The following is a 24,150-nucleotide window of genomic DNA, read 5'->3' as shown; positions in this document are numbered from 1 at the left end:
AGCAGGCGACGCGATTACCCTTCGAGCTTGCTCTTGAGCAATTGGTTCACTTGCTGCGGGTTGGCCTTGCCTTTGGAGGCTTTCATGGCCTGGCCGACGAAGAAGCCGAACATCTTGCCGCGCTTGGCTTCATCCGCAGCGCGGTATTGCTCGACCTGCTCGGCGTTGGCGGCCAGCACTTCGTCCAGGACCTTCTCGATCGCACCGCTGTCGGTGACCTGCTTGAGGCCCTCGGCTTCGATGATCTGGTCGGCATCGCCGTCGCCGGCGGCCATCTTCTCGAACACCACCTTGGCAATCTTGCCGCTGATGGTGTTGTCGAGGATGCGCTTGAGCATGCCGCCCAGGTGCTCGGCAGTGACCGGCGACTGGTCGATTTCCAGGCCCAGCTTGTTCAGCAGGCTGCCCAGCTCGACCATGACCCAGTTGGCGGCAAGCTTGGCGTCGCCGCACACACCGACCACTTGTTCAAAGTAGTCGGCCTGTTCGCGGCTGGTCGCCAGGACGTTGGCGTCATAGGCCGAAAGGCCGAACTGGCTCTGGAAGCGCTCACGCTTTTGCGGTGGCAGTTCCGGCAAGGTGGCGCGCACCTCTTCAAGGAAGGCGCTTTCGATGACCACCGGCAGCAGGTCCGGGTCGGGGAAGTAACGGTAGTCGTTGGCTTCCTCCTTGCTGCGCATGGAGCGGGTCTCGTCCTTGTTCGGATCGTACAGGCGGGTTTCCTGGATGACCCGGCCGCCGTCTTCGATCAGCTCGATCTGGCGCTGCACTTCGGTGTTGATCGCGCGCTCGATGAAGCGGAACGAGTTGACGTTCTTGATCTCGCAGCGGGTACCGAACTCGGCCTGGCCCTTGGGGCGTACCGAGACGTTGCAGTCGCAACGCAGCGAGCCTTCGGCCATGTTGCCGTCGCAGATGCCCAGGTAGCGCACCAGGGCGTGGATGGCCTTGACGTAGGCCACGGCCTCCTTGGCGTTGCGCATGTCCGGCTCGGAGACGATCTCCAGCAGCGGGGTGCCGGCGCGGTTGAGGTCGATGCCGGTGGAGCCGCTGAAGTCTTCGTGCAGGCTCTTGCCGGCGTCTTCTTCAAGGTGCGCACGGGTGATGCCGACGCGCTTGACCGTGCCGTCTTCGAGGGCGATGTCCAGGTGGCCCTTGCCGACGATCGGCAGTTCCATCTGGCTGATCTGGTAGCCCTTGGGCAGGTCGGGGTAGAAGTAGTTCTTGCGCGCGAACACGTTGTGCTGGCCGATCTCGGCATCGATGGCCAGGCCGAACATGCAGGCCATGCGCACCGCTTCCTGGTTGAGCACCGGCAGTACGCCGGGCATGCCCAGATCGATCAGGCTGGCCTGGGTGTTCGGCTCGGAGCCGAAAGTGGTGGCGCTGCCGGAGAAAATCTTCGACTGGGTGGCGAGCTGGGTGTGAATCTCCAGCCCGATGACAACTTCCCATTGCATGTGGTGATCCCTCAGAAGCCGTTAGGTGCGCGAGTGTGCCAGTCAGTCACTTGCTGGTAGCGGTGCGCGACGTTGAGCAGGCGGCCTTCGTGGAAATACGGTGCCAGCAGCTGCACGCCAACCGGCAGACCATCGACGAAACCGGCCGGCATCGACAGACCTGGCACGCCGGCGAGGTTGGCGGTGATGGTGTAGAAGTCTTCCAGGTACTCGGCGACCGGGTCGTTGTTCTTGGCGCCGATCTTCCAGGCCGGGTTTGGCGTGGTCGGGCCGAGGATCACGTCGACGTCGTTGAACGCCGCCATGAAGTCGTTCTTGATCAGGCGGCGGATTTTCTGTGCCTGCAGGTAGTAGGCATCGTAGTAACCGGCTGACAGGGCGTAGGCCCCGACCATGATCCGGCGCTGTACTTCAGGGCCGAAGCCTTCGCCGCGGGAGCGCTTGTACAGGTCGGTGAGGTCGACCGGGCTCTCGCAGCGGTAGCCGAAACGTACACCGTCGAAACGCGACAGGTTGGACGAGGCCTCCGCCGGGGCGATCACGTAGTAGGCCGGGATGGCGTGCTGCATGTTCGGCAGGCTGATTTCCTTGACCACCGCGCCGAGCTTTTCCAGCTCCTTGACGCTGGCCTGGACCAGGTCGGCGATGCGCGGGTCGAGGCCGGCACCGAAGTATTCCTTCGGCAGGCCGATGCGCAGGCCCTGGAGCGAGGCGTTGAGGCTGGCGCTGTAGTCCGGCACCGGTTCGTCGATGCTGGTGGAGTCCTTGGCGTCGAAACCGGCCATGCCTTGCAGCAGCAGCGCGCAGTCTTCGGCAGTGCGGGCCAGCGGGCCGGCCTGGTCGAGGCTTGAGGCGTAGGCAATCATGCCCCAGCGCGAAACCCGACCGTAGGTCGGTTTCAGCCCGGTCAGGCTGGTCAGCGCTGCCGGCTGTCGGATCGAACCACCGGTGTCGGTAGCGGTGGCGCCAGGCAGCAGGCGCGCGGCAACCGCGGCCGCCGAGCCACCAGACGAACCGCCCGGCACGTGTTCGAGGTTCCACGGGTTTTTCACCGCGCCGTAGTAGCTGCTCTCGTTGGCCGAACCCATGGCGAATTCGTCCATGTTGGTCTTGCCCAGGGTCACGGCGCCAGCTTCGGCCAGCTTGCTGACCACGGTGGCGTCGTACGGCGCCTTGAAGTTGTCGAGCATCTTCGAGCCGCAACTGGTGCGGATGCCCTGGGTGCAGAACAGGTCCTTGTGGCCGATCGGTGCACCGAGCAGGGCGCCGCTCTCGCCGGCGGCGCGGCGGGCGTCGGCGGCCCGGGCCTGGCTGATGGCCAGGTCTTCGGTGACGCTGATGAAGCTGTTGATTTGCGGGTCGAGCAGGTTGATGCGCGCCAACAGGGCGCGGGTCAGCTCTTCGGAAGAAAACTTCTTGTCGGCGAGTCCGCGGGCGATCTCGGCCAGGGTCAGTTGATGCATGGCAGGCTCTATTCCCTTACTCGATGACTTTCGGAACCAGGTACAGGCCGTTTTCCGTCGCCGGGGCGATGGCCTGGTAGCTGTCGCGATGGTTACTTTCTGTTACCACGTCGGCGCGCAGGCGCTGGGTGGCTTCCAGAGGGTGGGCCAGTGGCTCGATGCCAGTGGTGTCGACCGCTTGCATCTGGTCGACCAGTCCCAGAATACTGTTCAGGGCATCGGTAGTGCGTGGCAGATCGGCTTCATTCAGGCCCAGTCGGGCCAAATGAGCGATCTTTTCCACGTCGCAGCGTTCAAGCGCCATGGGGATCTCCTGGGAAAACAGAAACGGATTTGCTCCGCGATGAGGAACATGCTGGCAGTATTACGGTCATAAGGCCGCGATCATGTGCAGGCTTGCTCGGAAAAACCGCCAATTTAACATATTGGTGCCTTGCCCAAAATCCCCGCCGTTGTTAGAGTTTGCCGCACTTTTTTACCCACGCGTTGCCTAGGGTCACTTTCCCATGTTCAAGAAACTGCGTGGCATGTTTTCCAGCGATCTTTCCATCGACCTGGGCACTGCCAACACCCTTATTTACGTGCGTGAGCGCGGTATCGTCCTGAATGAGCCATCGGTTGTGGCCATTCGTACTCACGGCAACCAGAAAAGTGTCGTCGCTGTCGGTACCGAGGCAAAGCGCATGCTGGGCCGTACGCCTGGCAACATTGCTGCCATTCGTCCGATGAAAGACGGCGTGATCGCCGATTTCAGCGTTTGCGAAAAAATGCTGCAGTACTTCATCAACAAGGTTCACGAAAACAGCTTCCTGCAGCCAAGCCCGCGGGTACTGATCTGCGTGCCGTGCAAATCGACCCAGGTCGAGCGCCGGGCCATTCGTGAGTCGGCGCTGGGCGCCGGTGCCCGTGAAGTGTTCCTGATCGAAGAGCCAATGGCCGCCGCCATCGGTGCCGGCCTGCCGGTCGAGGAAGCCCGCGGTTCGATGGTCGTCGATATCGGTGGTGGTACCACTGAAATCGCGCTGATCTCCTTGAACGGTGTGGTCTACGCCGAATCCGTACGAGTCGGTGGCGACCGTTTCGACGAAGCCATCGTCACCTACGTGCGCCGCAACTACGGCAGCCTGATCGGTGAGTCCACCGCCGAGCGCATCAAGCAGGAAATCGGTACCGCCTATCCGGGTGGCGAAGTTCGTGAAGTCGATGTCCGCGGCCGCAACCTGGCCGAGGGCGTGCCACGTGCCTTCACCCTGAACTCCAACGAAGTGCTGGAAGCGTTGCAGGAATCCCTGGCGACCATCGTCCAGGCGGTCAAGAGCGCCCTGGAGCAGTCGCCGCCGGAGCTGGCTTCGGACATCGCCGAGCGTGGCCTGGTGCTGACCGGTGGTGGCGCCCTGCTGCGCGACCTCGACAAGCTGCTGGCACAGGAAACCGGCCTGCCGGTAATCGTCGCCGAAGACCCGCTGACCTGCGTAGCTCGCGGTGGTGGCCGTGCCCTGGAAATGATGGACAAACACACCATGGACCTGCTCTCCAGCGAATAAGCCGGAGCCCGCAGTTCACGCCGCCCGGTTTACAGGTAGTGCCCACAGTGCTACCTGTATGTGCTGGGCTGACGTCCGTGTGGGCGTCGTTTTCCGTCAATCCGCAAGCAGGCCGGTGCGTTGCCGTATGAATGACCTCTTGAATCGTCGTCCACGAGGAGCGGCCCATTAAACCGCTTTTCGCCAAGGGCCCTTCGCTGGGCGTACGCCTGCTCGTGCTGGTTGTGCTGTCGATCACCCTGATGGTGGTCGACGCGCGCTTCACCCTGCTCAAGCCAATGCGTAGCCAGATGGGCCTGGTGCTGATGCCGTCCTACCTGGTTACCGATCTGCCCCAGCGCGTGTGGCAGGGGGTTGCCAGCCAGTTTGGCAGCCGTACCGAACTCGCCGCTGAAAACGAAAAACTCAAGACCGAAGCCTTGCTCCTGCAAGGTCGCCTGCAGAAGCTGGCGGCCCTGACCGAGCAGAACGTGCGCCTGCGCGAGTTGCTCAACTCCTCGGCGCTGGTCAACGAGAAGGTCGAAGTTGCTGAGCTGATCGGCGTCGATCCCAATCCTTTCACTCACCGGATCCTGATCAACAAGGGCGAGCGCGATGGCGTGGTCCTCGGTCAGCCGGTGCTCGACGCGCGTGGCCTGATGGGCCAGGTGGTCGAACTGATGCCCTACACCTCGCGGGTACTGCTGCTGACCGACACCACTCATAGCATTCCGGTGCAGGTCAACCGCAACGGCTTGCGGGCAATTGCCAGCGGTACCGGCAACCCCGAGCGCCTCGAACTGCGCCATGTAGCCGACACCGCCGACATCAAGGAAGGCGACCTGCTGGTCAGCTCCGGCCTCGGCCAGCGCTTCCCGGCCGGTTACCCGGTGGCCACGGTCAAGGAAGTGATCCACGACTCAGGCCAGCCGTTTGCCATTGTCCGGGCGATTCCGACCGCTGCGCTCAACCGCAGCCGTTACTTGCTGCTGGTGTTCACCGATAGCCGCTCGCCCGAGCAACGTGCCAGCGATGCCGCGATTGCCCAGGAAGAGGCTGATCGCCAGGGCCTGCCCGCTTCGGCGGCCGCGCCTGCGCCTGGCAGCGCCCCGGCTGCACCGGCTGCGGCCACCCCGGCGCCGGCTGCCACGACGCCAGCCGCACCGGCAACCAGTGCCCATCCGCCCGCCACGGCAGCCCCCGCAGCCCCTGCTGCGGTTCCCGGCGCGCCAGTCATTACCCGGGAGAGACACTGATGGTAAGCACCCGCAGCCGTAATGGCTGGGTCATCTGGCTGAGCTTTCTGATCGGCATGCTGCTCAGCGTGTCGCCCATGCCGCAGTTCGCCGAAGTGTTCCGGCCGATGTGGCTGGCCCTGTTGCTGGCCTTCTGGACCCTGGCCGTGCCGCACCGGGTCGGGATGACCACTGCATTCGTCCTCGGCCTGGCTGAGGATGTGCTGTATGGCACCTTGCTGGGGCAGAACGCCCTGGTGCTGACCCTGATCACTTTCCTGGTGCTGTCGTTGCAACAGCGCCTGCGGATGTTCCCGATGTGGCAGCAGAGCCTGGTGATCCTGGTGATTTTCGGCCTGGCCCAGTTGATCCAGCTGTGGCTCAGCGCCCTGACCGGCAACCGCTTGCCGACCCTGGCGCTGATCTGGTCGGCGGTCATCAGCGCCTTGCTCTGGCCGTGGATCAGCTATGGCCTGCGTGGTCTGCGCCGACGCCTGAGCATCAACTGAGCACTCACATTCAACGCTGACAGGGAGACGTCAAGATGACCCTGCTGTACCTGGCCTCTGGCTCGCCACGCCGCCGTGAGTTGCTGACCCAGATCGGTGTTCCCTTTACTTCGCTCAGTGCCGCGATCGACGAGACGCCGCTGCCCGCAGAGGCTGCAGCAGCTTACGTCGAGCGTCTGGCGCGGGAGAAAGCGTGCGCTGGCCTTGCGTCACTACCCGAAGGTAGCGAGGGCCCGGTAGCAGTGCTGGGCGCCGATACCGCCGTGGTGCTCGAAGGTCGAATTCTCGGTAAACCGCAAAACCGCGAAGATGCCCTGGCCATGCTGGCAGCCCTGTCCGGGCACGAGCACCAGGTAATGACGGCGGTGGCCGTGGCCGATCATCAGCGTTGCCTGAGCGTCAATGTCACAAGCCGTGTGCGGTTTCGCCCCATCAGTGCCGAGGAAGCCGAGGCCTACTGGGCCAGCGGCGAACCTGCCGACAAGGCCGGAAGCTACGCCATTCAGGGCCTGGGGGCGGTGTTCGTGCAGCGCCTTGAAGGCAGCTATTCGGCCGTGGTCGGCCTGCCCTTGAACGAAACCGCCGAACTGCTCGGTCAATTCGCCATCCCCTGCTGGCAGCGTCTGCCGGCCTGTTGAGCGAGGATTAGCCAGAACTGCCCTAGCCAGTCGCCCGCGAGCGATCCATGATTACTGAAGTCCTTTGACGAGAGCCTGCCATGAGTGAAGAGATTCTGATCAACATCACACCGATGGAATCACGCGTGGCGGTGGTGGAGAACGGTGTACTGCAGGAGGTGCATGTCGAGCGCACCCAGCGCCGTGGCATCGTCGGCAACATCTACAAAGGCAAGGTGGTGCGGGTACTGCCGGGCATGCAGGCGGCCTTCGTCGACATCGGCCTGGACCGTGCGGCGTTCATCCACGCCTCGGAAATCTCCCTGCGCGAAGGCTCGTCGGTCGAGAGCATCAGCGCCCTGGTGCACGAAGGCCAGAGCCTGGTGGTGCAGGTGACCAAGGACCCGATCGGCTCCAAGGGCGCGCGCCTGACCACCCAGCTGTCGATCCCGTCGCGGTACCTGGTGTACATGCCGCGCACCAGTCATGTCGGTATTTCGCTGAAGATCGAAGACGAAGCCGAACGCGAGCGCCTCAAGCAGGTGGTGACTGACTGCATCGCCCAGGAAAATATCCAGGATGCCGGTGGTTTCATCCTGCGTACCGCCGCCGAAGGCGCCGGGGCCGATGAAATCCTCATGGACATCCGCTACCTGCGCAGGCTCTGGGAGCAGATCGGCGCGCAGATCAAGACCGTTGGCGCGCCGACCGAAATCTACGAAGACCTCGGCCTGGCCCTGCGCACTCTGCGCGATCTGGTTAACCCGAAAATCGAGAAGATCCGCATCGATTCGCGGGAAACATTTCAGAAAACCACGCAGTTTGTCGCCGAATTGATGCCGGAAATCGCCGATCGTCTGGAACACTACCCGGGCGAGCGACCGATCTTCGACCTCTACGGCGTCGAAGACGAGATCCAGCGCGCCCTGGACCGCAAGGTGCCGCTCAAATCCGGCGGTTACCTGGTAGTCGACCCGGCCGAGGCGATGACCACCATCGACGTCAATACCGGGGCTTTTGTCGGCCACCGCAATCTTGAAGAGACCATCTTCAAAACCAACCTCGAGGCGGCCACCGCCATTGCCCGGCAACTGCGCCTGCGCAATATCGGCGGGATCATCATCATTGACTTCATCGACATGGAAGATGAAGAGCACCAGCGCCAGGTACTGCGGACCCTGGAAAAACAGCTGGAGCGCGACCACGCCAAGACCAACATCATCGGCATCACCGAGCTGGGCCTGGTGCAGATGACCCGCAAGCGCACCCGCGAAAGCCTCGAGCAGGTACTCTGTGAGCCCTGCTATTGCTGCCAGGGCCGGGGCAAGCTGAAAACCCCCGAGACCGTCTGTTACGAAATTTTCCGCGAGATCCTCCGCGAAGCCCGCGCCTACCAGGCTGAAGGCTACCGGGTGCTGGCCAACCAGAAAGTGGTCGACCGCCTGCTGGATGAAGAATCGGGTAACGTTGCCGAACTTGAAGCCTTCATTGGTCGAACCATTCGCTTCCAGGTCGAGTCCATGTATTCCCAGGAACAATATGATGTGGTGCTCCTCTGACTCGGTCTGAACAACATTGCGCAGTGCGCCGGCTGGCAAACCGCCGGGTTGCGGCCATAGTTAAGGCACGATCTGGAGGGCCACAGGCATGGAACGACTGATGCGCGTTCTCGGCGCCTTGACCCGCTGGGGGTTGGGCATCAGTGCCTTGCTGGCGGTGTTGGTGGCGCTTTATGTCAGTCTCGGCCGGCAGTTCATCCCGCTGGTGGCCGAGTACCGTGCCGAGGTCGAGGACAAGGCCGAGCAAGCCTTGGGCCTGCCGGTGCATATCGGTGCCCTGGAAGGGCACTGGAGCGGCCTGGCGCCGATCGTGCGGGTACGCGATATCCAGGTCGGCGAAGGGCCCAGTGCCCTGCGCCTGGACGGCGTCAGGCTGGTGCCGGACCTGTGGGCCAGCCTGGTCGAGCGCCAGGTGCGCCTGGCCAACCTCGAAGTTGGCGGCCTGCAACTGAGCCTGCGCGAGGACCAGAACGGCGCCTGGGCCCTGGAAGGCCTGCCGAAAAAAGACGACAAACCACTCGACCCCGAGCAACTGCTCAAGCAGATCCAGGTGGTGTCGAAAGTCACCGTGGTCGACAGCCAGGTGACTCTGGAGCCGTTCCAGCGCGAACCCATGACCCTCACCTACGTCAGCCTCGGCCTGCAGACCGGCAGTGTGCGCCAGCGCCTGGACGCGCGGCTGACCCTGCCCGATGGCCAGCCACTGGCGATGAGCCTGCGCAGCCGGATTCGCCCCAGCCAGTGGCGCGACGGTGAAATCGATGCCTACCTGAGCCTGCCGCAAAGCGACTGGGCGCGCTGGCTGCCGCCACGCCTGCTGGGCCAGTGGCAGGCCACTGAGCTGCGCGCCGGTGGCGAGCTGTGGCTGAACTGGGGCAAGGGCCAGTTGCAAAGCGCGGTGGTGCGCCTGAATGCGCCAGAGCTGCGCGGCAATCATGCCGAACGCAAGCCCGTGCAGATTGACAACCTGGCCCTCAATGCCTGGTTCCAGCGCGGCGACAAGGGCCTGGAGGTGCTGGTCGACTCGCTGGCCATGAGCCTGGGCAAGACCCGCTGGGAATCCCATGTGCAGCTCAAGCAGACGGCCGCGACCGAGTCGAGCGAGGAAACCTGGGCGATCCAGGCCGACCGTCTCGACCTGACCCCGGTTACGCCGCTGATCGACGCCCTGGCGCCGCTGCCGGAAAAACTCATGGCCGTGGTCGATGGCCTCAAGGTCACCGGGGCCTTGCGTAACGTGCGCCTGGATGTGCGGCCTAAAGCCACCGGCGACCAGCGCCTGAGTTTTGCTGCCAACCTTGAGCGGGTTGGCTTTGACGCCTATCACGGTGCACCGGCTGCCGGTAATGTCAGCGGCAGTATCAGCGGTGACCTCGGCCAGGGCGAACTGCGCCTGGATACCGATGCCTTCATGCTGCACCTGTACCCGATCTTCGAGAAACCCTGGCATTACCAGAAAGCCAACGCACGCCTGACCTGGCGCCTGGACCAGGAAGGCTTCACCCTGATCGCGCCGTACCTGAAGGTGCTGGGCGAGGAGGGCAAGATTGCCGGCGACTTCCTCATTCGCCTGCTGTTCGATGAAACCCGTGAAGACTACATGGACCTGCGCGTCGGCCTGGTCGACGGCGATGGCCGCTACACCGCCAAGTACCTGCCCGAAGTACTAAGCCCGGCGCTGGATGAATGGCTGCGCACGGCGATCCTCAAGGGCGCGGTCGATGAGGGTTACTTCCAGTACCAGGGCTCGCTCAACCACGGCGCCTCGGAGCAGGCCCGCAGTATCAGCCTGTTCTTCAAAGTCCATGACGCCGCCCTGGATTTTCAGCCCGGCTGGCCTCAGGTGCAGAAAGTCGCCGGTGACGTGTTTATCGACGACGATGGTGTGCGCATCAAGGCGCAAAGCGGACAGTTACTCAATACTCAGGTACGCAACGTCGAGGTCAACATTCCCCATGTTGCCGCCGGTGAACACAATCACCTGTACCTGGACGGCGAATTTGACGGCGGGCTTGGCGACGGCCTGAAGATCCTCCAGGACGCGCCTATCGGCACCGGGCCGATGTTTGCCGGCTGGGAGGGCGAGGGCGATCTCAAGGGCAAGCTCAAGCTGGATATTCCCCTGGCCAAAGGCCAGCAACCCAAGGTGGTCGTTGACTTCAATGTTCGCGATGCACGGCTGAAGATCGCTTCACCTGCCCTGGAACTCCATCAGCTCAAGGGTGACTTGCGCTTTGACTTCGACAAAGGCTTGAGCGGCGAGAACATCAGTGCGCGGGCTTTCGACAAGCCGATCACCGCGCAGATCTTTGCCGAAGGCAAGCCCGGGCAGATGCAGACCCGCATCAACGCCAAAGGGCAGATGCCGCTCAAGTCACTGACCGACTGGCTGCAGGTCAAACAGGCCCTGCCGCTTTCCGGGGAGCTGCCTTACCAGTTGCAGGTCAGCCTGGGCAGCCGCGACAACACCTTGACTGTCGATTCCAGCCTCAAGGGCCTGGCGGTGGATTTGCCCGCGCCGTTCGGCAAGGCCGCCAACGAGACCCGCAACAGCCAGTTCAGCATGGGCCTGCAGGGGCCGGAGCGGCGCTTTAATGTCACTTATGCCGACGTTGCCAAGGCCATCTACGCCGCGCCCATGGACAAGCTCGACCAGGGCCGCGGTGAACTGCTGTTCGGCGCCGGTACCGCACAGTTGCCGCCTGGCCAGGGCCTGCGTGTGCGCGGTCGCCTGGCCGAGCTGGACCTGGAGCCCTGGCAGAAGCAGTTCGAGCGCTTTGCCGGCAACGACCCGGGTGGCAGTGCCAAGCAGACGCTGCGTGGCGTCGACCTGAGTATTGGCCAGCTCAAGGGCTTTGGCCTGAACCTGGCGCAGGCGGTGGTGCGTGTCGATCGCGGTGGCAACCTCTGGGTCGTGCGCCTGGACAGCAAGGAAGTCATCGGTAATGCGCGGATCCCGGATGCCAAGGGCGCGCCAATGGTGATTAACCTGCAGACCATTCACCTGCCGGCCGCCGACCCCGCCGAAGCGTCTTCCGATGACGGCCCGGACCCGATGGCCAGTATTGATCCGCGCAAGATTCCGGCCGTTGATCTTTCCATCGACAAGCTGTTCCGTGGCGATGACCTGCTCGGCAGTTGGGCGGTCAAAGTTCGTCCGACTGCCAAGGGCATCGCCCTCAATGACCTCGATGTCAGTGTCAAAGGCCTGCAGATCGACGGTAATGGCGGTTGGGAAGGGGCGCCAGGGGCGAGCAGCAGTTGGTACAAGGGCCGTCTGGAAGGCAAGAACCTGGCGGACATCCTCAAGGCTTTCAATTTTGCGCCAACCGTCACCAGCCGGGACTTTCGCCTGGATGTCGACGGCCGCTGGCCCGGCTCGCCAGCCTGGGTCGGCCTCAAGCGCTTCTCCGGCAGCCTCGATGCCGCCTTGCGCAAAGGCCAGTTCGTCGAAGTCGAAGGTGGCGCCCAGGCCCTGCGCGTGTTCGGTCTGCTCAACTTCAACTCGATTGGCCGGCGCCTGCGTCTGGACTTCTCCGACCTGCTCGACAAGGGCCTGAGCTACGACCGGGTCAAAGGCCTGCTGGTGGCCAGTGAAGGGGTGTATGTGACCCGCGAACCGATCACCGTCACCGGCCCCTCCAGCAACCTTGAGCTGGACGGCACCCTGGATATGGTCCGTGACCGGGTCGACGCCAACCTGCTGGTGACCCTGCCGGTGACCAACAACCTGCCGATTGCCGCGCTGATCGTCGGTGCGCCGGCCATCGGCGGGGCGCTGTTCCTGGTTGATCGCCTGCTCGGCGACCGGGTGGCGCGCTACGCCAGCGTGCATTATCGCGTCGAGGGTCCGTGGAAAGAGCCTAAGATAAGCTTTATCAAACCTTTCGAAAAATCACGCTAGGAGCCGGGATGAAGTCAGCGGTTATCCAGATGGTCAGCCAGAGCGACGTTCTGGCCAACCTGGTGCGCGCCCGGCAACTGCTTGAGCAGGCAGCCGCAGGCGGTGCACGGCTTGCCGTGCTGCCGGAGAACTTCGCTGCCATGGGCCGGCGCGACAGCGCCGCAATCGGCCGCGCCGAAGCGCTGGGCGAAGGCCCGATCCTGCCCTGGTTGAAACAGACCGCCCGTGACCTCAAGTTATGGATAGTGGCCGGGACCTTGCCGCTGCCGCCGGTCGGCCAGGCCGAAGCCAAGGCCCATGCCTGCTCGTTGCTGATCGATGAGCACGGTGAGCAGGTGGCGCGCTACGACAAGCTGCACCTGTTCGATGTCGATGTCGCCGATAACCGTGGCCGCTATCGCGAATCCGATGACTACGCCCATGGCGGCCAGGTAGTGGTCGCCGATACCCCGGTCGGGCGCCTGGGCCTGAGCGTCTGCTATGACCTGCGCTTCCCCGAGCTGTACAGCGCGCTGCGCGAGGCCGGGGCTGAGCTGATCAGTGCGCCGTCGGCCTTCACCGCCGTGACCGGTGCCGCGCACTGGGAAGTGTTGATTCGCGCGCGGGCGATTGAAACCCAGTGTTATGTCCTGGCCGCGGCCCAGGGCGGAACTCACCCGGGGCCCCGGGAAACCTATGGCCATGCGGCGATCGTCGACCCCTGGGGGCGCATCGTCGCCGAACAGGCCAGCGGCGAAGCCGTGCTGCTGGGCGAACGTGACAGCAGCGAACAGGCGTCCATCCGGGCGCGGATGCCGGTGACCTTGCACCGGCGCTTTTTCTCGCAGGACGCCTTGCGGCCTGCGCACACCTCGGAGTGACTATGAGCGAGATGTTATCCACTGTCAGCGAACACCTGCTGGCGCCGGGCGGCCTGACCCTCGACAGCCTGCAGTCAGTGCTGGGCGAGCTGGCCGGGCCAGGCATCGATGCCGCCGACCTGTACTTCCAGGGGCAGATTTCCGAATCCTGGGCGCTGGAAGACGGCATCGTCAAAGAAGGCAGTTTCAACCTCGACCAGGGCGTGGGCGTACGTGCCCAGTCCGGCGAGAAGACCGGTTTTGCCTACAGCAACGCCATCAACCTCGAAGCCCTGACCTCGGCGGCCCGCGCCGCGCGCTCGATTTCCCGTGCCGGGCAGAACGGCAGCGTGCAGGCGTTCAACAGCCAGGACGTTACCCAGCTGTATGGCACCGACAATCCGCTTGAGGTCATCAGCCGAGCCGACAAGGTCGAGCTGCTCAAGCGTGTCGACGCCGCCACGCGCAAGCTCGATCCGCGTATCCAGCAAGTCACCGTGAGCATGGCCGGGGTCTGGGAGCGCATCCTGGTCGCCGCCGCCGATGGCAGCCTGGCCGCCGACATTCGCCCGCTGGTGCGTTTCAACGTCAGTGTCATCGTCGAGCAGAACGGCCGTCGCGAGCGCGGCGGTCACGGTGGCGGCGGGCGTACCGACTACCGCTATTTCACCGACGAACGGGTCATGGGCTATGCCCGTGAGGCCCTGCGCCAGGCGCTGGTCAACCTCGAAGCCATCCCGGCGCCGGCCGGTACCCTGCCGGTGGTGCTCGGCTCCGGCTGGTCGGGCGTATTGCTGCACGAAGCGGTCGGCCATGGCCTGGAGGGTGATTTCAACCGCAAGGGCAGTTCGGCCTACAGCGGCCACATGGGCGAGAAGGTGGCTTCGAGCCTGTGCACCATTGTCGATGACGGCACCCTGGAAGGTCGTCGCGGATCACTGAGCGTCGATGACGAAGGTACCCCGACCGAGTGCACCACGCTGATCGAGAACGGCATCCTCAAGGGCTACATGCAGGACAAGCTCAACGCCCGCCTGATGGGCATGGCCCGCACCGGCAACGGCCGACGCGAATCCTACGCGCACCTGCCGATGCCGCGCATGACCAACACCTACATGCGTGCCGGCGAAAGCGACCCGGCAGAAATCATTGCCTCGGTGAAAAGGGGTATTTACTGCGCCAACCTCGGCGGTGGCCAGGTGGACATCACCAGCGGCAAGTTCGTGTTCTCCACCAGTGAGGCGTACCTGATCGAAGACGGCAAGATTACCGCGCCGGTCAAAGGCGCAACCCTGATCGGCAACGGGCCGGAAGCCATGAGCCGGGTATCGATGGTCGGCAACGACCTGTCGCTGGACAGCGGTGTCGGTACATGCGGCAAGGATGGTCAGTCGGTGCCGGTAGGCGTTGGCCAGCCGACCCTGAAGATCGATGCGATCACCGTCGGTGGCACCGGCGCTTGAAGATGAAACCGGGCAGGCAGGGCGCCTGCCCGTGTGCGGGGTTCAACGCAGGCCGCGTTGGACCTCGTCGAGTTCGCGGATGTACTTGAAGATCTTGCGGCTCGCGCTTGGCGGCTTGTTGCGCGCCAGCTCGTGCTGGGCCTGGCGGATCAGCGAGCGCAGTTGCTGGCGATCGGCATCGGGGTATTCCTGGACGAACTTCTCCAGGACCTCGTCGGTACCATCGATCAGCCGGTCACGCCAGCGCTCAAGGTTGTGGAAGCGCTCGTTGTATTGGCGCGAGGAGGCGTCGAGCTGGTCAAGCAGGGCATTGATCGCGTCGATGTCCTGGTCGCGCATCAGCTTGCCGATGAACGACTTGTGACGCCGTTTGGCCTCGTTCGCGGTGTGCCGCTTGTGCTCTTCCAGGGCCGCGCGCAACTCGTCGGTCAACGGCAGTTTGGCCAGGGTATCGGGCTTGAGCAAGGTAAGGCGCTCGCCCATCTCGACCAGCGCCTGCATTTCGCGCTTGACCTGGGTTTTGCTTTTTTCGCCGTCAAAGGCGGTGTCGTAAGAATCAACCATGGGGGCAGTCCGCTGAGAATCGCCGCCATGATAACCAGTCGGGGGCCGCTTGTCCGGTCCGGTCGTAGATTGACCCGCGCCGAACGCAGAATTTGAGTGGAGAAAACCATGAGTGCAGTCCAGAGCGTAGGTCCGCAGGCCCTGCCGGCGTTGCAGGAACAGGTCGAACAGATCATTGCCGAAGCCCGGCGCCAGGGTGCCAGCGCCTGCGAAGTGGCGGTATCGCTGGAGCAGGGGTTGTCGACTTCGGTGCGCCAGCGTGAAGTCGAGACCGTCGAATTCAACCGTGACCAGGGTTTTGGCATCACCTTGTACGTGGGCCAGCGCAAAGGCTCGGCGAGCACCTCGGCCAGCGGCAGCGAGGCGATCCGGGAAACCGTCGCCGCCGCCCTGGCAATTGCCAAGCACACTTCCGAAGACGAGTGCGCCGGGCTTGCCGATCCGGCGCTGATGGCCCGCGAGCAGGCGGATTTCGACCTCTATCATGCCTGGGACATCACCCCTGAGCAGGCCATCGAAAAGGCCCTGGAGTGCGAAGCCGCAGCTTTCGATGCCGATGCGCGGATCAAGAACGCCGACGGCACCACCCTCAACACCCACCAGGGCTGTCGCGTGTATGGCAACAGCCATGGCTTTATCGGCGGCTACGCTTCGACCCGGCACAGCCTGAGCTGCGTGATGATTGCCGAAGCCGACGGGCAGATGCAGCGCGACTACTGGTATGACGTCAATCGCCAGGGCGAATTGCTCGCCGACCCGCGCAGCATCGGTATCCGCGCTGCGCAACGGGCAGCCAGCCGCCTGGGCGCGCGTCCGGTACCCACCTGTGAAGTGCCGGTACTGTTCTCGGCCGAGCTGGCAGGGGGGCTGTTCGGCAGCTTCCTTTCGGCGATTTCCGGCGGCAACCTGTACCGCAAGTCTTCGTTCCTCGATGGTGCCATGGGCCAACGGCTGTTCCCGACCTGGCTGACCCTGGACGAGCGCCCGCACCTGCAGCGTGCCCTGGGCAGCGCCGCGTTCGATGGTGACGGCCTGGCCACCTATGCCAAGCCATTCGTTGAAAACGGCCAACTGGTGTCCTACGTGCTGGGTACCTATTCCGGGCGCAAGCTGGGCTTGCCGAGCACCGCCAACGCCGGCGGCGTGCACAACCTGTTCGTCACCCATGGGGTCGAAGACCAGGCTGCCCTGCTGCGGCGCATGGGTCGTGGACTGCTGGTTACCGAGCTGATGGGCCATGGTCTGAACATGGTCACCGGCGACTACTCGCGCGGTGCTGCAGGCTACTGGGTAGAAAACGGCGAGATTCAGTTCGCCGTTCAGGAAGTGACGATCGCCGGTAATATGAAGGATATGTTCCAGCAAATTGTCGCGATTGGTAATGATCTGGAAACCCGCAGCAATATTCACACAGGCTCGGTGCTGATCGAGCGGATGACCGTCGCGGGCAGTTAACGCCCGGTGTTGCTCCCCCTTCGAAGCCCGGCCATGTGTCGGGCTTTTTGTTTTTCTTTTTTCATTTTGTTGAACTGATTCTGATTATCACTTAATAATGAATATCATTATCTAGGCGATGATGTTCATGAAACCAGTCCTCCACGAATTGCCCTACCTGGAAAACTGGCGCTGGCTGAGCCGGCGCATTCGCTGTGCACTCGATCCGGACGAGCCGCGCCTGATCGAGCACTACCTCACCGAAGGCCGTTACCTGGTGTGTTGCACCGATACCAGCGCCTGGACCATCGCCTTGACTTCATTCCGCCTGCTGCTGGACACCGCCTGCGATCGCGCGCTGCCCTGGCATTGGCGCTGCCTGTGCCTGGACCAGGCCTGGCGGCCGCTGCTGGAGCTGCGCAACCTCGATCGGCGCGAAAACAACCAGCGCTGGCAGCCCTTCGCCCTGCAACTGGCGAACTGCGTACTGCTGCCTTCGATTTCCTACGATGAACTGATGCAAGGACTTGATGATGAGTAATACCCGTATCGAGCGCGACAGCATGGGTGAACTGCTGGTGCCAGCCGAGGCCCTGTATGGCGCCCAGACCCAGCGCGCGGTAAACAACTTCCCGATCAGCCAGCAACGCATGCCGACCCAGTTCATTCGCGCACTACTGCTGGCCAAGGCTGCTGCGGCCAAGGCCAATATCGAGCTCAAGCAACTGGAGCAGGCCCGCGGCGAGGCGATCGTCAAAGCCGTGGAGCAGTTGCTGGCCGCTGACTTCATGCAGCATTTCCCGGTGGATATCTTCCAGACCGGCTCCGGTACCAGTTCGAACATGAACGCCAACGAGGTGATCGCGACCCTGGCCAGCCGCGTGCTGGGCGATACGGTCAACCCCAACGATCACGTCAACTGCGGGCAAAGCAGCAACGACATTATCCCCACCACCATTCATGTCAGTGCCGCGCTGGCCCTGCACGAGCAGTTGCTGCCGGCGCTGCAGCATCTGGTCAAGGTGATCGACGCCAAGGCCGAGCAGGTGCATCCGTTCATCAAGACCGGCCGCACCCACCTGATGGATGCCATGCCGGTGCGCATGAGCCAGGTGCTGGGTGGATGGTCGGCGCAAGTCAAGGCGGCCATTGCTCATCTGCAAGCCACCTTGCCAAGCCTGCAAGCCCTGGCCCAGGGCGGCACCGCCGTGGGCACTGGCATCAATGCCCATCCTGAGTTCGCTGCGCGCTTCAGCCAGCAACTGACAGCGCTTACCGGCGTCGAATTTGTTCCGGGGCACAACCTGTTCGCCTTGATTGGTTCGCAAGACACCGCTGTGGCGGTATCCGGCCAGCTCAAGACCACCGCTGTGGCACTGATGAAAATCGCCAACGACCTGCGCTGGATGAACTCCGGGCCGCTGGCCGGCCTGGGCGAAATCGAGCTCGAAGGCTTGCAGCCGGGCTCTTCGATCATGCCAGGCAAGGTCAACCCGGTAATCCCGGAAGCGACTGCCATGGTCGCCGCGCAGGTGATCGGCAACGACGCGACCATCGCCGTGGCCGGGCAGTCGGGCAACTTCGAACTCAACGTGATGCTGCCGATTATTGCCCAGAACCTGCTCAGCAGCATCGAGCTGATGGCCAATGCCAGCCGCTTGCTGGCCGACAAGGCGATTGCCAGCTTCACGGTCAATGAACCCAAGCTCAAGGAAGCCCTGGCGCGCAACCCGATTCTGGTCACTGCCCTGAACCCGATCATCGGCTACCAGAAGGCTGCCGAAATCGCCAAGACCGCTTACAAGCAAGCCCGCCCGATTATCGACGTAGCCCTCGAAAACACCGACCTGCCGCGCAGCCAGCTTGAAGCGCTGCTCGATCCGGAAAAGCTCACCGCCGGCGGGATCTGAGCCGGCCCACCGCTCTGGAGGTTTGTCATGCAGCACTGGAAACGCACCACCGAAATTGCCAACCGCCTGTTCGAACAGGGCGAGTTGGTCGATGCCCGCGAGTTGTATCTGCAAGCCCTGGCGCTTGCCCAGGTGTTGTTCGAACGCTGGCATGACGCCGACGAAGCGGTGGCCGTGTGCGTCATCGCCCACCACAACCTGGCTGACCTGCACCTGCGGCTGAATCAGCCGCAGGAAAGCGCCGAGTACCTGTGCGCCATTCACCAGCGGTTGTTGCAGACCGCCCAGGACCCGCGCATGGCGCCGATACTGCGCGAAGCTGCGTTGCGCCACAGCAGCAAGACCTACACCGAGTTGCTGAGCTTCATCAGCGAGTACGGCCAGTACCCCCGTACCGAACGTCTGCTCTACCGGCACGAGCCGCAGCCGGCCCTGCATGCCGGCCAGGAAAGCGCCGCGCCTTCAGTCCTACAATATGGAATCCAGTGATATGCCTTATACCTTGCCTGCATTGCCTTACGCCTACGATGCGCTGGAACCGCACATCGATACCCAGACCATGCAGATTCACCACAGCAAGCACCACCAGACTTACATCAACAACCTCAACGCGGCGGTCGAAGGCAGCGAGTATGCCGAGTGGCCGGTGGAAAAACTGGTGGCCAGCGTCAAGCAACTTCCGGAAAAATTGCACAACGCGGTAATCAACCAGGGCGGCGGTCACGCCAACCATTCGCTGTTCTGGACCGTGATGTCGCCCCAGGGCGGTGGCCTGCCACAAGGCGCTGTGGCCAAGGCCATTGATGAGCAATTGGGTGGCTTCGAGGCGTTCAAGGACGCCTTCACCAAGGCTGCGCTGACTCGCTTTGGCAGCGGCTGGGCCTGGCTGAGCGTGACCCCGGCCAAGACCCTGGTGGTTGAAAGCAGTGGTAATCAGGACAGCCCGCTGATGACCGGCAATACGCCAATCCTCGGCCTGGACGTCTGGGAGCATGCTTACTATCTGCTGTACCAGAACCGTCGTCCGGAATACATCAACGCCTTCTACAACGTGATCGACTGGTCCGAGGTAGAGCGTCGTTACGCAGCTGCGCTTGTGTGAGTCGCAGCGCAATGCGTTCGGATGTAATGTCGATTGCCGGCGTGCGGCTGTTTCGCCTGGCGCTCGGTACCCTGTTGCTGCTGGTCGGCTTCGCCCTGCTGGTGGCCCAGGGTATCGCCTGGCTGGACCTGGAGCCGCGCATGTTACGGGCGCTCGAAGGCGGTGCGCTGTGCGCCCTGGGTACGGCCTTGGGCGCGGTGCCGGTGCTGGTGATCCGCAACATGCCAGTGGCGTTGGCCGATACCTTGCTGGGCTTTGGTGCCGGGGTGATGCTGGCGGCCACGGCCTTTTCGCTGATCATTCCCGGGCTGGATGCCGCCCAGGCCATTGGCCTGGGTAAATGGGGCGCCGGTGGTTTGGTCAGCTTCGGCTTGCTGTTCGGGGCCTTCTGCCTGTACCTGGTCGACCTCAAGGTGTCCGGTGCATCGCCCGAGGCCCTGGTCGGCACGCCGCAGCAACCGGTGATCGCCGCGCGGATCTGGGTGTTCGTCATTGCCATCATTGCCCATAACATCCCCGAAGGCATGGCCATTGGCGTGTCTGCCGGTGGTGGCATGCCCGATGCCGACAGCCTTGCCATGGGCATTGCCCTGCAGGATGTGCCGGAAGGCCTGGTGATCGCCCTGGTGTTGGCAGGGGCGGGGATGGCCCGCTTCAAGGCGTTTCTGATTGGTGCGGCTTCTGGTCTGGTCGAGCCGCTGGCAGCGGTGGTGTGTGCCTGGCTGGTGACCGTGGCAGAGTTGTTGCTGCCACTGGGCTTGGCGTGTGCTGCCGGGGCGATGTTGCTGGTCGTGACCCAGGAAATCATTCCCGAGTCGCGCAGCAATGGCCATCACCGGCTAGCCAGCCTGGGCCTGTGCATCGGCTTCTGCCTGATGATGGTGATGGATACGGCGCTTTCGTGAGAAAACGGGGGCGGTTACTCGCCCTCGTCGAAGTAATTGTTGATCAGTTCGATCAGGGCGTTGAGTGCATCATCGTCCTGCTCGCCCTCGGTGTGCAGATGAATGGCGGTGCCCTTGCCGGCCGCCAGCATCATGACCGCCATGATGCTCTTGCCATCAACCAGGGATTGCGGATTACGCCCAACGCGAACCTGGCAGGGAAACTTGCCCGCAACGCCAACGAACTTTGCCGCTGCCCGGGCGTGCAGCCCCAGCTTGTTGATGATGGTGATTTCTTTTGCGGGCATCGAGGCGCTGGTCCTGTGGGCTAGAGGTCGCGGTGGCGAACCTGGACATTCTTTAACGATTGTTGCAGTAACTGGCCCAGACGCTCGGTCAGGTACACCGAACGGTGGTGGCCACCCGTGCAGCCAATGGCAATGGTGACATAGGCACGGTTGCTGGCGGCAAAGCGCGGTAACCACTTGAGCAGGTAGCTGGAGATGTCCTGGAACATGTCCTCGACATCCGGCTGCGCAGCCAGGTAATCGATCACCGGTTGCTCCAGGCCCGAATGGTCGCGCAGTTCCGGCTTCCAGTAAGGGTTGGGCAGGCAGCGCACATCGAACACCAGGTCGGCATCGACCGGCATGCCGCGTTTGAAACCGAAGGATTCGACCAGGAAGGCCGTACCGGGCTCCGGCTGGTTGAGCAGGCGCAATTTGATCGAGTCACGCAACTGATACAGGTTCAGGTTGGTGGTATCGATCTTCAGGTCGGCGAGGTCGGCAATCGGCCCGAGCAGCTCGCTTTCGACTTCGATCGCTTCGGCCAGCGAGCGTTCGTTGTTGGTCAGCGGGTGGCGGCGGCGGGTTTCCGAGAAGCGCTTGAGCAATGTTTCTTCATCGGCATCCAGGTACAGCACATCACACTGGATGTGCCGGCTACGGGCGTCCTCAAGCAGCTCGGGAAAGCGCGACAAGTGGCTGGGCAAGTTGCGCGCGTCAATCGAAACGGCCACCTTGGGCTGCATCAATTCCGTGTTGATCAGGGCGCTTTCGGCCAGTTGCGGCAGCAAGCCAGCAGGCAGGTTGTCGATGCAGTAGTAGCCGTTGTCCTCAAGTACATCGAGGGCGGTACTCTTGCCGGAGCCAGACCGGCCGCTAACGATGATCAAGCGCATGTTCAATGCCCGTTCTGTACGTCCAGTACGACCTGGTACAAGGCTTCGTTACTGGTGGCCGCACGCAGTTTTTCGCGTACGTCCTTGCTATCGAGCATGCTGGCGATCTGGCGCAGCAGCTCCAGGTGCGCATCGGTAGCCGCTTCCGGGACCAGCAGTACGAACAGCAGGTCGACCGGGGCGCCATCGATGGCGTCGAAATCGATAGGGGCGTCAAGGTGCAGCAGCGCGCTGACCGGCGACTCACAGCCCTTGAGGCGGCAGTGGGGAATGGCAATGCCGTTGCCGAAGCCGGTGGAGCCCAGTTTCTCCCGGGCGATCAAGGCTTCGTACACGATCTGGGTGTCCAGCTCGGGCACTTCTCTGCCGATCAGATTGGCGATCTGTTCGAGCGCACGCTTTTTACTGCCGCCCGGCACGTTCACAAGGGAACGGCCGGGGGTCAGGATGGTTTCAAGTCGGATCATGGATGAGGGGGATCAGCGGGCCGCTGCACCTTGCAGCAGGCTTTGCTGTTTTTCCTTGTGTTTTTTCAGTTGGCGGTCGAGCTTGTCGGTCAAGGCATCGATCGCTGCATACATGTCTTGGTGTTCGGCATTTGCAACCACTTCGCCGCCGGGAATGAACAGCGTCGCTTCAATCTTCTGCTGCAGCTTCTCGACCTTCATGATTACCGTCACATTGGTAATCTTGTCGAAATGCCCCTCCAGTCGTTTCAATTTCTGCTCGACGTACTCACGCAGGGGCTGAGTAACTTCTACATGCTGTCCACTGATATTGACTTGCATACAGCTTCTCCTTTGTTGCCGGTGCATAAGAGGCAGGTATTGCGCCTGCCACTGAACTGCGGTGGCACACCTCAGGAGCCGTTACATCAATCGCTTGCGCTCGCTCGACGGTGCGATGCCGAGGGACTCGCGGTACTTGGCGACGGTGCGACGTGCTACCTGGATGCCTTGTGCCTCCAGTAAACCAGCGATCTTGCTGTCACTCAATGGCTTTTTCTGATTTTCCGCTGCAACCAGTTTCTTGATGATCGCGCGGATCGCCGTGGACGAGCATTCGCCGCCTTCGGAGGTGCTGACGTGGCTGGAGAAAAAGTACTTCAGCTCGTAAATTCCGCGCGGCGTGTGCATGTATTTCTGCGTGGTCACCCGGGAAATGGTCGACTCGTGCATGCCCACCGCTTCGGCGATGTCGTGCAGCACCAGCGGCTTCATCGCCTCGTCACCGTGATCGAGGAAGCCGCGCTGGTGCTCGACGATCTGGGTGGCGACCTTCATCAGGGTTTCGTTGCGGCTTTGCAGGCTCTTGATGAACCAGCGCGCCTCCTGCAACTGGTTGCGCATGAAGGTGTTGTCGGCGCTGGTGTCGGCGCGACGGACGAAACCGGCGTACTGCGGGTTGACCCGCAGGCGCGGGACCGCTTCCTGGTTGAGTTCGACCAGCCAGCGCTCGTTGTCCTTGCGCACGATCACGTCGGGCACCACGTATTCGGCTTCGCTGGACTCGATTTGCGAGCCCGGGCGCGGGTTGAGGCTCTGTACCAGTTCGATGACCTGGCGCAGCTCGTCTTCCTTGAGCTTCATGCGGCGCATCAGCTGGCTGTAGTCGCGGCCGCCGAGCAGGTCGATGTAGTCGCTGACCAGACGCTGGGCTTCGGCCATCCACGGGGTACGCGGCGGCAGCTGGCGCAGTTGCAGCAACAGGCACTCGCTGAGGTTGCGCGCGCCGATGCCGGCGGGTTCGAATTGCTGGATACGGTGCAGCACGGCTTCGACTTCATCCAGCTCGATGTCGAGCTCGGGGTCGAAGGATTCGCAGACTTCTTCCAGGGTTTCGTCGAGATAACCCTGGTTGTTGATGCAGTCGATCAGGGTCACGGCGATCAGCCGGTCGGTGTCGGACATCGGTGCCAGGTTGAGCTGCCAGAGCAGGTGGCTCTGCAAGCTTTCGCCAGCCGAAGTGCGGGTGGTGAAGTCCCACTCGTCATCGTCGTTGCTGGGCAGGCTGCTGGCGCTGGTCTGGTAGATGTCTTCCCAGGCGGTGTCGACCGGCAACTCGTTGGGGATGCGCTCGTTCCACTCGCCCTCTTCGAGGTTGTCCACCGTTGGGGCGGTCTCCTGGAAGCTGGTTTCCTGAACGTCGGCGACGGGTTTGCTCTCGGCGTTGTCGGCCATCGGGTCGCTGTTGTCGAAGTCGTCGCCTTCTTCCTGGCGCTCGAGCATCGGGTTTGATTCCAGCGCTTCCTGGATTTCCTGCTGGAGGTCCAGGGTAGAAAGCTGGAGCAGACGTATGGCCTGTTGCAACTGCGGGGTCATCGTCAGTTGCTGGCCCATTCTTAGGACGAGCGATGGTTTCATGGCAGGGGCTTAACACCTTATTTGCCGGCGCACATGCGCCATCCACTACAAGGGCACCGAAGCGCCAACTTTAAGCAAATTATATGCCTGAAATTGCAGCGTTTGCCTAGAGCGCCGTAACAATTAAGCCATTATCTG

At 62.8% G+C, this 24,150-nt stretch carries 23 protein-coding genes; 14 read left to right on the top strand and 9 right to left on the bottom strand.

Annotated features, from left to right (window positions below; all coding sequences use genetic code 11):
* Positions 1-14 precede the first annotated feature (14 nt).
* From gatB to gatC, 3 genes are read right to left on the bottom strand one after another with little or no spacing between them, the layout of a single operon-like run.
* Positions 15-1,460 carry an Asp-tRNA(Asn)/Glu-tRNA(Gln) amidotransferase subunit GatB gene (gene gatB / locus JYG36_RS22555; protein ID WP_045196301.1) on the bottom strand — a complete coding sequence of 482 codons (1,446 nt, stop codon included), beginning with the start codon at positions 1,458-1,460 and terminating at the stop codon, positions 15-17.
* Between the two features lie 11 nt (positions 1,461-1,471).
* Positions 1,472-2,923, bottom strand: coding sequence for an Asp-tRNA(Asn)/Glu-tRNA(Gln) amidotransferase subunit GatA (gene gatA / locus JYG36_RS22550; RefSeq protein ID WP_213602337.1), 1,452 nt, complete (start codon positions 2,921-2,923; stop codon positions 1,472-1,474).
* 16 nt (positions 2,924-2,939) lie between these two features.
* Positions 2,940-3,227, bottom strand: coding sequence for an Asp-tRNA(Asn)/Glu-tRNA(Gln) amidotransferase subunit GatC (gene gatC, locus JYG36_RS22545; protein ID WP_045196305.1), 288 nt, complete (start codon positions 3,225-3,227; stop codon positions 2,940-2,942).
* 202 nt (positions 3,228-3,429) lie between these two features.
* Here gatC and mreB point away from each other — a divergent pair, with 202 nt between their 5' ends.
* The 8 genes from mreB (at position 3,430) to tldD (ending at position 14,572) form a co-directional block, all read left to right on the top strand.
* Complete coding sequence (mreB, locus tag JYG36_RS22540) at positions 3,430-4,467, top strand: rod shape-determining protein MreB (protein WP_008371426.1); 1,038 nt, start codon at positions 3,430-3,432, stop codon at positions 4,465-4,467.
* A gap of 215 nt (positions 4,468-4,682) precedes the next feature.
* The gene (mreC, locus tag JYG36_RS22535) at positions 4,683-5,702 is read left to right on the top strand and encodes a rod shape-determining protein MreC (RefSeq protein ID WP_502937494.1); all 1,020 of its coding nucleotides are present in this window, start codon (positions 4,683-4,685) and stop codon (positions 5,700-5,702) included.
* Positions 5,702-6,190 carry a rod shape-determining protein MreD gene (gene mreD, locus JYG36_RS22530; RefSeq protein ID WP_045196310.1) on the top strand — a complete coding sequence of 163 codons (489 nt, stop codon included), beginning with the start codon at positions 5,702-5,704 and terminating at the stop codon, positions 6,188-6,190. Before mreC ends, mreD begins: the two co-directional genes overlap by 1 nt.
* Positions 6,191-6,225: 35 nt before the next feature.
* Complete coding sequence (locus JYG36_RS22525; protein WP_093388159.1) at positions 6,226-6,828, top strand: Maf family protein; 603 nt, start codon at positions 6,226-6,228, stop codon at positions 6,826-6,828.
* An 80-nt stretch (positions 6,829-6,908) separates the two neighbouring features.
* Positions 6,909-8,366: a ribonuclease G gene (gene rng, locus JYG36_RS22520; RefSeq protein WP_045196314.1), complete on the top strand. Its 1,458-nt coding sequence runs from the start codon at positions 6,909-6,911 to the stop codon at positions 8,364-8,366.
* An 88-nt stretch (positions 8,367-8,454) separates the two neighbouring features.
* On the top strand, positions 8,455-12,270 hold the full coding sequence (locus JYG36_RS22515; RefSeq protein ID WP_213602335.1) for a YhdP family protein: 3,816 nt from the start codon (positions 8,455-8,457) through the stop codon (positions 12,268-12,270).
* Between the two features lie 8 nt (positions 12,271-12,278).
* The gene (locus tag JYG36_RS22510) at positions 12,279-13,130 is read left to right on the top strand and encodes a carbon-nitrogen hydrolase family protein (RefSeq protein ID WP_045196318.1); all 852 of its coding nucleotides are present in this window, start codon (positions 12,279-12,281) and stop codon (positions 13,128-13,130) included.
* A gap of 2 nt (positions 13,131-13,132) precedes the next feature.
* Entirely contained in the window at positions 13,133-14,572 is a 1,440-nt protein-coding gene (gene tldD, locus JYG36_RS22505; RefSeq protein WP_093388168.1) for a metalloprotease TldD, read from the top strand.
* A 42-nt stretch (positions 14,573-14,614) separates the two neighbouring features.
* Here tldD and yjgA read toward each other — a convergent pair whose 3' ends face one another.
* Positions 14,615-15,136: a ribosome biogenesis factor YjgA gene (yjgA, locus tag JYG36_RS22500; protein ID WP_045196322.1), complete on the bottom strand. Its 522-nt coding sequence runs from the start codon at positions 15,134-15,136 to the stop codon at positions 14,615-14,617.
* Positions 15,137-15,244: 108 nt separating this feature from the next.
* On the opposite strand from yjgA, the gene pmbA reads away from it, so the two are divergent.
* The 6 genes from pmbA to JYG36_RS22470 all read left to right on the top strand — a co-directional run bounded on the left by pmbA (position 15,245) and on the right by JYG36_RS22470 (position 20,487).
* Positions 15,245-16,591: a metalloprotease PmbA gene (gene pmbA, locus JYG36_RS22495; RefSeq protein WP_045196325.1), complete on the top strand. Its 1,347-nt coding sequence runs from the start codon at positions 15,245-15,247 to the stop codon at positions 16,589-16,591.
* A 118-nt stretch (positions 16,592-16,709) separates the two neighbouring features.
* On the top strand, positions 16,710-17,111 hold the full coding sequence (locus JYG36_RS22490) for a FagA protein (protein ID WP_082075425.1): 402 nt from the start codon (positions 16,710-16,712) through the stop codon (positions 17,109-17,111).
* Positions 17,104-18,480: a class II fumarate hydratase gene (locus tag JYG36_RS22485; protein ID WP_213602333.1), complete on the top strand. Its 1,377-nt coding sequence runs from the start codon at positions 17,104-17,106 to the stop codon at positions 18,478-18,480. Before JYG36_RS22490 ends, JYG36_RS22485 begins: the two co-directional genes overlap by 8 nt.
* A gap of 27 nt (positions 18,481-18,507) precedes the next feature.
* Entirely contained in the window at positions 18,508-18,969 is a 462-nt protein-coding gene (locus JYG36_RS22480; protein WP_093388174.1) for a DUF2753 family protein, read from the top strand.
* 1 nt (position 18,970) lies between these two features.
* Positions 18,971-19,582 carry a superoxide dismutase gene (locus tag JYG36_RS22475; RefSeq protein ID WP_213602331.1) on the top strand — a complete coding sequence of 204 codons (612 nt, stop codon included), beginning with the start codon at positions 18,971-18,973 and terminating at the stop codon, positions 19,580-19,582.
* Between the two features lie 11 nt (positions 19,583-19,593).
* Positions 19,594-20,487, top strand: coding sequence for a ZIP family metal transporter (locus JYG36_RS22470; protein ID WP_045196335.1), 894 nt, complete (start codon positions 19,594-19,596; stop codon positions 20,485-20,487).
* Between the two features lie 14 nt (positions 20,488-20,501).
* On the opposite strand, the gene JYG36_RS22465 is transcribed toward JYG36_RS22470, so the two are convergent.
* The 5 genes from JYG36_RS22465 to JYG36_RS22445 all read right to left on the bottom strand — a co-directional run bounded on the left by JYG36_RS22465 (position 20,502) and on the right by JYG36_RS22445 (position 24,012).
* Complete coding sequence (locus JYG36_RS22465; RefSeq protein WP_045196337.1) at positions 20,502-20,774, bottom strand: HPr family phosphocarrier protein; 273 nt, start codon at positions 20,772-20,774, stop codon at positions 20,502-20,504.
* Between the two features lie 20 nt (positions 20,775-20,794).
* Positions 20,795-21,649, bottom strand: coding sequence for an RNase adapter RapZ (gene rapZ, locus JYG36_RS22460; protein ID WP_045196339.1), 855 nt, complete (start codon positions 21,647-21,649; stop codon positions 20,795-20,797).
* A gap of 2 nt (positions 21,650-21,651) precedes the next feature.
* Positions 21,652-22,116, bottom strand: coding sequence for a PTS IIA-like nitrogen regulatory protein PtsN (ptsN, locus tag JYG36_RS22455; protein WP_045196342.1), 465 nt, complete (start codon positions 22,114-22,116; stop codon positions 21,652-21,654).
* Positions 22,117-22,128: 12 nt separating this feature from the next.
* On the bottom strand, positions 22,129-22,437 hold the full coding sequence (gene hpf / locus JYG36_RS22450) for a ribosome hibernation-promoting factor, HPF/YfiA family (RefSeq protein WP_010223385.1): 309 nt from the start codon (positions 22,435-22,437) through the stop codon (positions 22,129-22,131).
* Between the two features lie 81 nt (positions 22,438-22,518).
* A complete protein-coding gene (locus JYG36_RS22445; protein ID WP_045196344.1) occupies positions 22,519-24,012 on the bottom strand; it encodes an RNA polymerase factor sigma-54 in 1,494 nt (497 codons plus the stop codon).
* Positions 24,013-24,150 lie beyond the last annotated feature (138 nt).

It is taken from the genome of Pseudomonas sp. SORT22 (assembly GCF_018417635.1).
In the GTDB taxonomy this organism is placed as follows: domain Bacteria; phylum Pseudomonadota; class Gammaproteobacteria; order Pseudomonadales; family Pseudomonadaceae; genus Aquipseudomonas.
The sequence above is the reverse complement of the archived record's forward strand: the minus strand, read 5'-3'. Positions and strand labels throughout refer to the sequence as shown.

Bases quoted from the DNA above. Each gene is read 5' to 3' on its own strand.
- gatB (WP_045196301.1), bottom strand. From the start codon at position 1,460: ATGCAATGGGAAGTTGTCATCGGGCTGGAGATTCACACCCAGCTCGCC.
- gatA (WP_213602337.1), bottom strand. From the start codon at position 2,923: ATGCATCAACTGACCCTGGCCGAGATCGCCCGCGGACTCGCCGACAAG.
- gatC (WP_045196305.1), bottom strand. From the start codon at position 3,227: ATGGCGCTTGAACGCTGCGACGTGGAAAAGATCGCTCATTTGGCCCGA.
- mreB (WP_008371426.1), top strand. From the start codon at position 3,430: ATGTTCAAGAAACTGCGTGGCATGTTTTCCAGCGATCTTTCCATCGAC.
- mreD (WP_045196310.1), top strand. From the start codon at position 5,702: ATGGTAAGCACCCGCAGCCGTAATGGCTGGGTCATCTGGCTGAGCTTT.
- JYG36_RS22525 (WP_093388159.1), top strand. From the start codon at position 6,226: ATGACCCTGCTGTACCTGGCCTCTGGCTCGCCACGCCGCCGTGAGTTG.
- rng (WP_045196314.1), top strand. From the start codon at position 6,909: ATGAGTGAAGAGATTCTGATCAACATCACACCGATGGAATCACGCGTG.
- JYG36_RS22515 (WP_213602335.1), top strand. From the start codon at position 8,455: ATGGAACGACTGATGCGCGTTCTCGGCGCCTTGACCCGCTGGGGGTTG.
- JYG36_RS22510 (WP_045196318.1), top strand. From the start codon at position 12,279: ATGAAGTCAGCGGTTATCCAGATGGTCAGCCAGAGCGACGTTCTGGCC.
- tldD (WP_093388168.1), top strand. From the start codon at position 13,133: ATGAGCGAGATGTTATCCACTGTCAGCGAACACCTGCTGGCGCCGGGC.
- yjgA (WP_045196322.1), bottom strand. From the start codon at position 15,136: ATGGTTGATTCTTACGACACCGCCTTTGACGGCGAAAAAAGCAAAACC.
- pmbA (WP_045196325.1), top strand. From the start codon at position 15,245: ATGAGTGCAGTCCAGAGCGTAGGTCCGCAGGCCCTGCCGGCGTTGCAG.
- JYG36_RS22490 (WP_082075425.1), top strand. From the start codon at position 16,710: ATGATGTTCATGAAACCAGTCCTCCACGAATTGCCCTACCTGGAAAAC.
- JYG36_RS22485 (WP_213602333.1), top strand. From the start codon at position 17,104: ATGAGTAATACCCGTATCGAGCGCGACAGCATGGGTGAACTGCTGGTG.
- JYG36_RS22480 (WP_093388174.1), top strand. From the start codon at position 18,508: ATGCAGCACTGGAAACGCACCACCGAAATTGCCAACCGCCTGTTCGAA.
- JYG36_RS22475 (WP_213602331.1), top strand. From the start codon at position 18,971: ATGCCTTATACCTTGCCTGCATTGCCTTACGCCTACGATGCGCTGGAA.
- JYG36_RS22470 (WP_045196335.1), top strand. From the start codon at position 19,594: ATGCGTTCGGATGTAATGTCGATTGCCGGCGTGCGGCTGTTTCGCCTG.
- JYG36_RS22465 (WP_045196337.1), bottom strand. From the start codon at position 20,774: ATGCCCGCAAAAGAAATCACCATCATCAACAAGCTGGGGCTGCACGCC.
- rapZ (WP_045196339.1), bottom strand. From the start codon at position 21,649: ATGCGCTTGATCATCGTTAGCGGCCGGTCTGGCTCCGGCAAGAGTACC.
- ptsN (WP_045196342.1), bottom strand. From the start codon at position 22,116: ATGATCCGACTTGAAACCATCCTGACCCCCGGCCGTTCCCTTGTGAAC.
- hpf (WP_010223385.1), bottom strand. From the start codon at position 22,437: ATGCAAGTCAATATCAGTGGACAGCATGTAGAAGTTACTCAGCCCCTG.
- JYG36_RS22445 (WP_045196344.1), bottom strand. From the start codon at position 24,012: ATGAAACCATCGCTCGTCCTAAGAATGGGCCAGCAACTGACGATGACC.